The organism is Nostoc sp. NMS9, assembly GCF_017114995.1.
Lineage (GTDB): Bacteria > Cyanobacteriota > Cyanobacteriia > Cyanobacteriales > Nostocaceae > Nostoc.
In genome coordinates, this window is sequence record NZ_JABXKL010000065.1 from 1 (window position 1) to 10,545 (window position 10,545).

Genomic DNA, 10,545 nt, shown 5'->3' on the forward strand with positions numbered 1-10,545 from the left:
TTTACGCTTTTGCTCACTTTTATCTAACTTCTGAAAAAATGGGCGAACCGGGAGTGATTACTTAATATTGATAATTATTAAATAATTTTTTCTTATTTATTCGCTTAACTTTCTTAACTTTCTTAACTTTCTTAGAATAATTACTTCTTAACTGTCTTAACTGACCTTGAACATATATTTAATTAATGATATATCTTTAGTTGCAAAAATAATTTCCTTTAAGGAAAACTCTATGCCTACAAACACAGTCAAAACAGTGGATGCCGGAGCGGTACCATTCTTTGCGCGTTTCTTGGAAGAGCAAGCTACTGAAGGAACAGATGTTCCTTGGACTTACAAGTTTCCTTCAGATTTGGAAGACAAATAATTTAGTTTTCTGCATCTGAAAGTACCTTTCTGATCGGGAAGATACCTTGTAATTGGCTTCATCCGAATTTAAGGGAGTAGCAATTATCAAATAACTAAAAACTACTCTTAACGACGCGATCGCTTTCATATTACCTTATCCATAACATGGAGGTGATTGCTTTTTTTAGACCCCTAAATTCTTCAAAAATTTAGGTTATAGAAAGCAATTCTTTTGCTATTCATTAATAGCTACCTCCTAAAAATTATCAAAGAAAATATATTTTATGCATCTGTCTCATGATGTTGTTTTATTAATCACCCACAGTGGTGATTTCTTCACAATAGATAGAGTGGCAAAAGCCTTATCAAAAAAAGGGGTGCAACCATTTCGTCTAGATACTGATAAATTTCCTCTAGAAGTGCAATTAACAGCACATTTTGATAAGTCTAAAAGCTACCACACTATAGAATGTAACAACCACTCTATCAGCACAGAGCAGGTGCAAGCTGTTTGGTTACGCCGCATTTGGGAACCACAACTGAGTCAAGAATTAGCGCCAAAGTTCCGAGAAGCTTGCGTTAGAGAATCACAAGCAACTTTAGATGGTTTTTGGGACAGCCTCAAGGGAGCTACATGGGTAGATAATTTAGAGCGGATAGATTATGCAAGTAACAAGCTGCGTCAACTACGGATTGCGTCTGAAGTAGGTTTTGTTATTCCCCAGACTCTTGTCACCAACAAAGCCCAAGCAGCACGAGAGTTTTTTCAGCAAGTCAAGGGCAAAATGGTGAGCAAGCTCTTAACTGTTCTTTCCCGCAGTATGGAAGCTAACTCCTCGTTTTTTCTGTACACCAGCATCGTCAAGGAAGAAGACTTACAAGATGCCGAGTCACTGCGCTATTGCCCAATGGTTTTTCAAGAGCAAATTCCAAAGCAACAGGAATTACGGGTAGTGTATGTGAATGGTAATGTATTTGTGGGGGCGCTAAATGCAGATATGTATGCAGCAGCCAAAGTTGATTGGCGTAAACCTGGTGTTGAGGTTGGCGCATGGCAACATCACCAACTTCCTGATGAAGTAATTCATCGTCTCAAAGCCTTTATGGGGAAATTTGGGCTGTTGTTTGGAGCGTTAGATTTCATCGTCACACCATCAGGCGAATACGTCTTTTTGGAAATCAACCCTGTAGGGGAGTGGGGAATGCTGGAAAAGGATTTAGAATTACCCATTGCAAGTGCGATCGCAGATGCCCTACTTCAAAGAAAGAATGAATGATTAAGAAATTTAATACTAGCCTGCGGCAAGCCACCCAAAGGGTGTCTACATACTTCACACTTCATACTTTTTATGACCGTATTAATAGTCACGTTTAGTAAAGACAACGAAAGCATTCCTCTAGTCATCAAAGAAATTGAGGATAGAGGAGAAAAAGCATTTCGGTTTGACACAGACAGATATCCCACCGAAGTCAAACTAGATATTTACTCCGGCGATACTGAACGGGTAATTATTACTGATGGCGAACAGAAGCTAGATTTGAGTGAGGTGTCCTCAGTTTGGTATCGGCGGATGCGCTACGGGCAAAAAATCCCTGACTCAATGGACAAGCAATACAGAGATGCGTCAATTAACGAATGTCGCGCCACTGTCAGGGGTATGATTGCCAGCCTTCAGGGATTTCACTTTGATCAAATGTCCAATGTAGATCGGGCTAATAATAAGCAACTACAATTGCAAGTTGCACGAGAAGTTGGTCTTGTAACTCCACGTACTCTGACTTCAAACAATCCAGAAGCAGTCAAGCAATTTGCTCAAGAATGTAAGCAAGGTATAGTTACCAAGATGCTTTCTTCCTTTGCTATTTATGGTCAGCAGGGGCGAGAAAACGTTGTGTTTACCACTCCAGTTACAAATGATGATCTGGAGAATATGGAAGGACTGCGTTTTTGTCCGATGACCTTTCAAGAAAATGTGCCCAAGGCGCTGGAGTTGCGGACAACTATTGTCGGACACCGCGTATTTACTGCCGCAGTAGATTCCCAAAGCTTGTCAGGATCTACTTACGACTGGCGCAAAGAGGGGAGAGCCTTAGTCAAAAATTGGCAACCCTACGACTTGCCAGAAGATATTGAGAAAAAACTGCTCAAACTGATGGCTTATTTTGGCTTAAACTATGGAGCAATTGATATTATTGTCACCCCCGATGGTCGGCATGTATTCCTCGAAGTTAACCCAGTCGGGGAATTTTTTTGGATGGAAATATATTCACCACACTACCCCATTTCGCAGGCGATCGCAGAAGTATTACTGACTAATAAAAATTAGGGGATTGAGCTTTGTGTATTTTTCTTGTCTTCTATCCTATAGGTACTCAGTTGAAAAACACGTTTGCAGTAGCGTCCTGTAGAGAAAAGTAGCTGCTACCGCGTCTACATCCCCTACCACTTTGAAAGTTGTTAATGAGATTTTCCTATTAACTTTGTTGATATTAAATTCCTTATTTTAAATTACGGATTATTGATATTTGGAGATTAAATCCTTGTGATAAACCTAGTAAATACACAAACAGTTTTAACATTTGATGGGGTAAATGATTATATAGATTTTGGCAGAAACGATATTGGCGGCGTTTTCGCTCAAGGGAGTTCAGCTTTTACGGTTTCAGGATGGGTAAATCCACATGAACTAACAAATAAAGCCACTAGTTACGGGACGCGCAATGTATTTTTTGCCCGTTCTTCAGAGAGATACAGCGATAATTTTGAATTCGGCATCAGTGAAACAGGAAGCCTGGATGTCTACATTGATGAAAGTGTTAGCAAGGGTATCAAAACATTCGGGCAAGGAGAACTAACTATAGGACAATGGCACTTTTTTGCTATTGCTTTTAATAATGGTCAACTAGCCGTATATCTTGACGCTCATGAATACAACGATTCTCTTAGAGGTTCATCTTTAAACAAAGCAACAAGTTCTATAACTCTGGGAGCAACGTTACATAAACAGGTATACTTCAAAGGACAATTAGCAAACATTAGTGTTTGGAATTATCCCTGTACTCAAGCACAAATTCAGACTCATCGTTGTGGGCTAATAGTCGGAGATGAATCAGGATTAGTGGCTTACTGGAAATTAGACGAAGGGCAAGGTACAACTGTCAAAAACCAAACTGGAAAGTCTTATCAAGGAAATTTTCGTGGTAATCCTATTTGGACTTTAGCAGAAATTCCATTCGCAACACAATCATCAAATCCAGTTCCATTTGCAGCAGAATCATCCAATCAAGAAAATATTCAAGAAGACATCCAAACTGAGATAGCAGTTATTCCTGAAGAAAATATCTCACCACTAACTACAAATTTATTAGCAGCAACGGTATCGTTAGTAAGCAACGACGAAAACCAACCAAAGGAAATTCAACAGACAGAAATAAACAGCGAAGAATCCGAGATTATTCCAACCGCGATCGCTCTCGGGGCCCATGACGAGGAAACCAAAACAGACCAAACTGAAGATCCCGTCAATATCCAACAAGCACAAATATTAATTCAGGAGGAATCGCCAGAAACTATGAATACAAAAGCCCGTCCCAAATATAAAATACTTTCCATTGATGGAGGCGGTATTCGGGGCATTATTCCTGCATTACTCCTAGCAGAAATTGAAAGGCGGACACAAAAACCTATATTCAGTTTGTTTGATTTAATTACTGGCACTTCCAGCGGCGGAATTTTAGCACTTGGACTAACTAAACCCCGATTAAGTTCCGATGTATCTGATAACTTGCCAGTAGCTGAATACACTGCGGAGGATCTCCTACAGTTATTTCTTGAGTATGGGGTAGAAATATTTTATGAGCCGTTGTTTGAAAGACTACTTGGCCCATTAGAGGATATATTTCTCCAGCCAAAATATCCTTCCGAAAGCAGAGAAGAAATTTTCAGGCAATATTTTGGTAACGCGCCTCTAGAAAATAATCTTAAAGAAGTTTTTGTAACGAGTTACGATATCGAGCAGCGAATTCCGATATTTTTTACAAACAAACTAGAAAAACAGCAAATAGAATCTAAGAATTTTCAGAAGTTATGTGGGGGTTTTTCGCTTCTAGATGCAGCATTGGCAACTAGTGCCACTCCGACTTATTTTGCTCCTCATCGGATTGTAAACCCCCACAATAGCGGCATCGCCTATACTTTAATCGATGGTGGAGTATTTGCTAATAACCCAGCCCATTTAGCTATTTTAGAAGCACAAATTAGTAGTAAACAAAAAGCACAAAAAGTCCTCAATACAGAAGATATTTTAGTAGTTTCTTTAGGTACAGGTTCGCTGACGAGTGTCTACCCTTATAAAGAAGTCAAAAATTGGGGACTTTTGCAATGGGGAAGACCACTTTTAAATATTGTGTTTGACGGTGGTAGTGAAGTGGTAGCTGGAGAATTAGAACAGTTGTTTGAACCTAGTGATAAAGAAGCTAAAAGTTTTTATTATCGTTTTCAAACATTGTTAGATAGTGAACTAGAAGAAATAGATAATACCAAACTCCAAAATACTCGTCAGCTACAAGCTATAGCCCATCGATTAATATCTCAAAAAAGTCAACAAATCGATGAATTGTGTAGTCTTTTGTTGGGATAAATCAGATTTTTTATATCTTGCACCAGTTAGTTGGTGCAAGATGTAAGATTTTTAATTTCTTCACAAAAGAAATTAGTAATGACTCTCTTAGTCATGTTTTCACTTTATAAGGATTGTAGGTAAGTACAATGGATGAACTCGTCAAAAAAATTTCCGGTTTAGGCCTTCCTGGCATACTTTTCGTGATAGCAACGGCTGCATCAGGGGGTAGTGTCGCCGCCGTTGTCACTATGCTTTCATCGCTGGGCGGGCCTTTAGGCCTCTTAGGAGGTTTAGGCTTGCTTGGGCTGGTAGGTATTTTAGGGGAATATATAGCGGGATTTGGAATTGAAAACGTTCTCAAGCTCATCTATACAGAACGTAGCAAAACTGAATCTGTCAGATTTCTTCTCAAAGAAATTCAAGAATTGCCCATTTCAGATGAGTTAAAACTCAAACTGAAACATCATATTAGCCCAGTAGTCGTTACTGAGCCTGACCAAGGCCCTTTTCCGAGAACAGTCGAAATTGTTGATGAAGAACCATTGACCTAGTGCATTCGATTTGATCCCCCCTAGCCCCACGCCAGTCGCTACCCTGCCTTAACACTGACAGCGTAGCTTGCTTCCCCGTAGGGGTACAAGTCGGGAAACCCACTCACAGCGCTGGCTCCCCTTAAAAAGGGGGGAAATTTAATTAAATTCCTCCTTAAAAAGGGGAATTTAGGGGGATCTACAAATCTCAAATACAACACCATAAAAGTTTTCAGACATTCTCTAAAAGGAAAAATGACCTCTGAGTCTAACTTAATTCTCAAAGGCCATTTCAAAATTCCTAGTGTAATTAGTAACGGCTACATTTTTAGAATATGCAAACTCCATCTGTGCGTGAGCAAAACACAACAAATCCTTTTTCAGCCTTGATTCAATTTTGGCAGGATGTGAAAGTAGTTGCTCAACCTTATTGGTATCCAACAAAAGCAGAAGGAAGAGCATTTTCAGATGTGATTCGCTCATGGGGAATGCTCATTCTCTTAGTATTATTAATAGTCGTAATTGTCAGTGCAAATGCTGCAAATAGTTACTGGAATCGCTATGTAATTGATATTGTTATTGAACAGAGAGACCTTGATAAATATAATAGTACTTTATGGCTTTCCAGTCTCATTATCGTAGGGATGGTATTATTAGTAACTCTTTTGAGATATGTCAGAAAAAAAATAATTCTTGACTGGTACAAATGGCTAAATAATCATGTTTTAGAAAAATATTTAAGCAATCAAGCTTATTATAAAATAAATTTTAAATCTGATATAGATAATCCAGATCAACGCTTATCTCAAGAAATAGAACCCATTACTAGTATTGGCTTGAGATTCTCATCTTCTTTACTAGAAAAATCTTTAGAAATGGGAAGTTCTTTGATAATTCTCTGGACAGTTTCTTCACAAATCGCAATTTATTTAGTTATTTATACAATTGTAGGTAATTTAATAGCTGTTTACTTGAATCAAAGAATAAATAAAGTTAACCAAGAAGAACTTGCATTTAAAGCAGATTTTGCCTATTGCTTAACTCATGTTCGTAATCACGCTGAATCAATCGCTTTTTTTCAGGGAGAAGATGAAGAATTAAATATAATTCAGCGCCGATTTAATAATGTTTTAAAAACTGCTGAACGCAGGCTGAGTTTAGAGAGAGGACAAGACGCTTTTGGTAGAGCATATCAGTCTGCCATTAGCGTATTCTCGATGTTCATTCTTACACCTTTATTTCTTCAAGATCAAATTGATTATGGACAAATTAACCAAGCTAGTTTTGCTTGCTTTATGTTTTCTAATGCTTTAGGAGAACTAATAGCCGAGTTTAGGATTTCAGGGCGATTTTCTGGCTATGTAAAGCGTTTAGCAGAGTTTTCAGATGCGCTACAGGCTGCTAGTAAACAACCAGAGAACGTCAGTACTATTCAAATTCTAGAAGAAGAACGTTTAGCTTTTGAGAATGTCACTTTACAAACGCCAAATTATGAACAGGTGATTGTTGAAAATTTGTCAGTTGCTGTTGGGCCAGGCGAAGGGTTATTGATTGTTGGCCCTAGTGGTAGGGGTAAAAGTTCTTTATTGAGAGCGATCGCTGGTTTATGGAATGCGGGAACTGGTCGTCTAGTGCGTCCTCCCCTAAAAGAAGTATTATTCTTACCGCAACGACCTTATATCATTTTAGGGACTTTGCGCGAACAATTGCTCTATCCTCACACAGAGAGGAAAATGAGCGATCGCGAACTTGAACACATTTTGCAACAAGTTAACCTGCAACACTTACTTAGCCGTGTAGACGGCTTTGATACAGAAGTTCCTTGGGAAAATATATTGTCTTTAGGAGAACAACAACGCCTCGCTTTTGCGCGGCTATTAATTACACATCCTAGTTTCACTATCTTAGATGAAGCAACGAGTGCTTTAGATTTAAATAACGAAGGTAATTTATATCAACAGTTACAATCAACGAAAACAACTTTTATCAGTGTTGGACATAGAGAAAGCTTATTTAATTATCATCAATGGGTGTTAGAACTTTCACAAGGATCTAATTGGCAACTTGTTTCTATGCCAGATTATCAATTGCAAAAAGGAATTGCTGTTAATCCATCACAAAAGGAGCAAATTACGATAGATATTTACCCGAAAAATGAACTCAAAATAAAACTAGAATCAGCAGCAATAGCCACAATTATAGGACTTTCTCATAAAGAGCTTCAGACATTAACAGATTATTCTCTTACTACTATCAGAACCAAAGCTAGTCAAGAAAAGTCTGTGACTACTAAGGATGGTGTAACCTACCGCTATAACAAAAACCCGGAGGTATTGAAATGGGTAATAGATTAAGCCTATATGCTTAAAGTCATCTTAAATAGCACGGGTTTACATCGCGGTTCCCTTGAAATTGGCTATTACATAGCGCCATCATATCGACAACAGGGATACGCGTCTGAAGCTACGAAAGCTGTGGTAGATTGGGTGTTATCTCAACCTAATGTGCAAAGCGTGACTGCTGGATGCGATCGCGATAATATAAGTTCAAAGCGAGTCCTAGAAAAAATCGGAATACAGCTTGTAGAATCACGAGATAAAATGCTGGTATGGAAATTATGCAAAACAGCTACGGTAAAGTAATTTTGTCTGCTTTAAAAAGAATAGTTTGACCTAATGTAATTACAAAAATCTTCAGGCGTTGAAATGAATAAGAGTTTAGTAACTATTTGTATATTTCAAAATAAGTGATGCTAACTAGAAAGCAAAAACAATTAGTTACTTATAAATCTATTACGATTTATGAAAAATATTACAAATTTCCTACCTTAAAAAATCCCAAACTAAAAAAACTTCAAAGAAAAATTAGAAAATGCCAAAGCTTAATTAAAGAAGGTACTAAATATTATTCTTATTTTTGGGGAATAATCAAATGGAAAAAAGAAATTAGTCAAGGAGAAACCTTAGCAAAGGTTAAATTATTAATTACAGATTATACTCAACTTCTGGATTTTTTGGAAAATTATAAAAATAGTTATCAAAATTTTTTATTAAAATTTATAGATGACTGGAAAAATCTGTTTAACCAAAAATATTATGAAATTAGAAAAGTAAATCAAGAAAGAAGTAAGCTAGAGATAAAGAATAATAAAGATTCTCAAATAATTGACAAGTTAAAATGGGAAGAAGAAGAAAATTTAAAATCTATTTTGTTGTTAAGTAATACTAACTTTTTAATATTAGAAAAAGTAAAACTACTCAGTGAAGGAATTAAAAATTTAGCAGAAGATACCAAAAATCAAAAGCAAGCTATTCAGAAAATACTTAAAGATATAGAGGTGTATCAAGAAATTTATGAATACCAAGTCAGAGCTACAAAAATTCGTCAAGAAATCGCAAAAATAGCTGAAACAGCAATTAATCTAGAAAAGTCTCTACAAGATTACTTTAGTCCGTTTCAATCTTTAATAGATGATGTAGTAAAAGTAGATGCAGATTTTTACGCAATTGTAGGAGAAATTCAAAATTTAGCAAGTAGTACTCTAAATTCTCAAGGTAATTTATTAACGATACAAGATACTAGTAATATGTCTCATGACATCCTCAATTTATTAGTGGCAAGTTATGATAAAAAAGATAGACTGCAAGATGCTTTTTTTCAGTCAAAATTATTAGATTTACAGGTTCATGACTTTGATTTAAGTAAAGATGAGATAACTTTAAATCAAGCGATTTACCTAATATCTAATTATATGTCTACTCAACTGGTTGCTCAAAAGAAAGTGCTAGGGATAGAAGAAACAGATATTGTTTCTTCTTATTCTCAGGATTTTATCGAAAAAACAGAATTGGCGGAACAACCTAATAATGATATTAAGTTTGCAACAAAATTTAAAAATAATTGGAATATTGATTACAGTAAATTGCAAAATCTTCTTACACAGTATAAGTGGCAAGAAGCTGATATTGAAACAGCTAAATTAATACTACAAGTCATGGGTAAAAATGATTGGAATGAAGTTTATAAAGAAGATATTCTTAACTTTTCATGTCAAGCTTTTCATAAAATTGATCAACTTTGGCAACAATACAGTCATGGTTACTTTGGCTTTAGTGTTCAGCAAAGTATTTGGAACGAAATAGGCGGTCAAATAGATTATGAAACAGAAAAAAGACTTGGCGATCGCCTGGGTTGGCGAAAAGAGGGAAATTGGTTAAATTACGACCAACTAACTTTTAAATTATCCCCGATGACACCGATGGGACATCTACCAGTTAAATGGTTACATTATGACCAAAATATATTAGACATATCCCCCCATTCATCTACAACCCCCCTGTCAATGGCAGCTTGGCGAGTTGGATCTTGGCTAGTATGGCAGATGCATTTATTTTTTACTCGTGCTAAAACTTGTCATGAAACTTTACCATGAGTCAATCGCACATTATTTAATAATAGGGAGAAAGCAAATGAATAATATGAATTTGTCAGATACAGAAATAGAAATTTTACTTTTTGGAAAATGGCGTTTTAATACAAATTGGGAAAAAATTTCTATTGAATTTAAAGATAATATGACTTATGAGCAAACTAGAATTCAAACGTTTCTTTTATCTAAAACCAGCGAATTTATCACGGGTAATAAATAAATTTACTGGTGTATGGCACGTAAATGATAGAAGATTATGTTTAATTGTTAAAACTGTTCCTAAATCATTTTTCAATTTGCAATTACTGATATTATCTAAAGTAGATTTGGCAGATATGATAGCTAGCATCTACTCTATATTTATAACAGAGAATTATGAGTTTATTGAAATTAATCAATTAAAGTTTATAATAAGTAATAAAAATCAGATAAGTGCTGGTATAAAAATAAATTAATACTTTTTACCTTCTTGTAATATTAACTTAACAAATCTAGGTAACATATCAAGTCTGTGCAAATTCTTACGTTCCCGTATTTTGGTAGTAGACTTCTTGAAATTAAGGTTCTTCATTACTTGTTATGCTAAAGTAATAAATTAAGTCCAGTTTAATAAACA

The 10,545-nt window shown here is 36.1% G+C and carries 9 protein-coding genes; all 9 read left to right on the forward strand.

Annotated elements, in window-relative coordinates:
• Positions 1–232 precede the first annotated feature (232 nt).
• The 9 genes from HWQ40_RS19240 to HWQ40_RS19280 all read left to right on the forward strand — a co-directional run bounded on the left by HWQ40_RS19240 (position 233) and on the right by HWQ40_RS19280 (position 10,149).
• Positions 233–367, forward strand: a complete 135-nt coding sequence (locus HWQ40_RS19240) for a microviridin/marinostatin family tricyclic proteinase inhibitor (RefSeq protein ID WP_292780500.1) — start codon at positions 233–235, stop codon at positions 365–367.
• 265 nt (positions 368–632) lie between these two features.
• Complete coding sequence (locus HWQ40_RS19245) at positions 633–1,625, forward strand: MvdC family ATP-grasp ribosomal peptide maturase (protein ID WP_292780503.1); 993 nt, start codon at positions 633–635, stop codon at positions 1,623–1,625.
• Between the two features lie 72 nt (positions 1,626–1,697).
• The gene (locus HWQ40_RS19250) at positions 1,698–2,675 is read left to right on the forward strand and encodes an MvdD family ATP-grasp ribosomal peptide maturase (RefSeq protein WP_292780506.1); all 978 of its coding nucleotides are present in this window, start codon (positions 1,698–1,700) and stop codon (positions 2,673–2,675) included.
• Between the two features lie 216 nt (positions 2,676–2,891).
• Positions 2,892–4,988 (forward strand): patatin-like phospholipase family protein, encoded by a 2,097-nt coding sequence (locus HWQ40_RS19255; protein WP_292780509.1) that lies wholly within the window; start codon positions 2,892–2,894, stop codon positions 4,986–4,988.
• A gap of 128 nt (positions 4,989–5,116) precedes the next feature.
• Positions 5,117–5,521, forward strand: coding sequence for a hypothetical protein (locus tag HWQ40_RS19260; protein ID WP_292780512.1), 405 nt, complete (start codon positions 5,117–5,119; stop codon positions 5,519–5,521).
• A 314-nt stretch (positions 5,522–5,835) separates the two neighbouring features.
• Positions 5,836–7,854: an ATP-binding cassette domain-containing protein gene (locus HWQ40_RS19265; protein WP_292780514.1), complete on the forward strand. Its 2,019-nt coding sequence runs from the start codon at positions 5,836–5,838 to the stop codon at positions 7,852–7,854.
• Between the two features lie 6 nt (positions 7,855–7,860).
• Complete coding sequence (locus HWQ40_RS19270; protein WP_292780517.1) at positions 7,861–8,142, forward strand: GNAT family N-acetyltransferase; 282 nt, start codon at positions 7,861–7,863, stop codon at positions 8,140–8,142.
• Positions 8,143–8,249: 107 nt separating this feature from the next.
• Positions 8,250–9,932, forward strand: coding sequence for a GUN4 domain-containing protein (locus tag HWQ40_RS19275; protein ID WP_292780519.1), 1,683 nt, complete (start codon positions 8,250–8,252; stop codon positions 9,930–9,932).
• Between the two features lie 37 nt (positions 9,933–9,969).
• Positions 9,970–10,149 carry a hypothetical protein gene (locus HWQ40_RS19280; RefSeq protein ID WP_292780521.1) on the forward strand — a complete coding sequence of 60 codons (180 nt, stop codon included), beginning with the start codon at positions 9,970–9,972 and terminating at the stop codon, positions 10,147–10,149.
• Positions 10,150–10,545 lie beyond the last annotated feature (396 nt).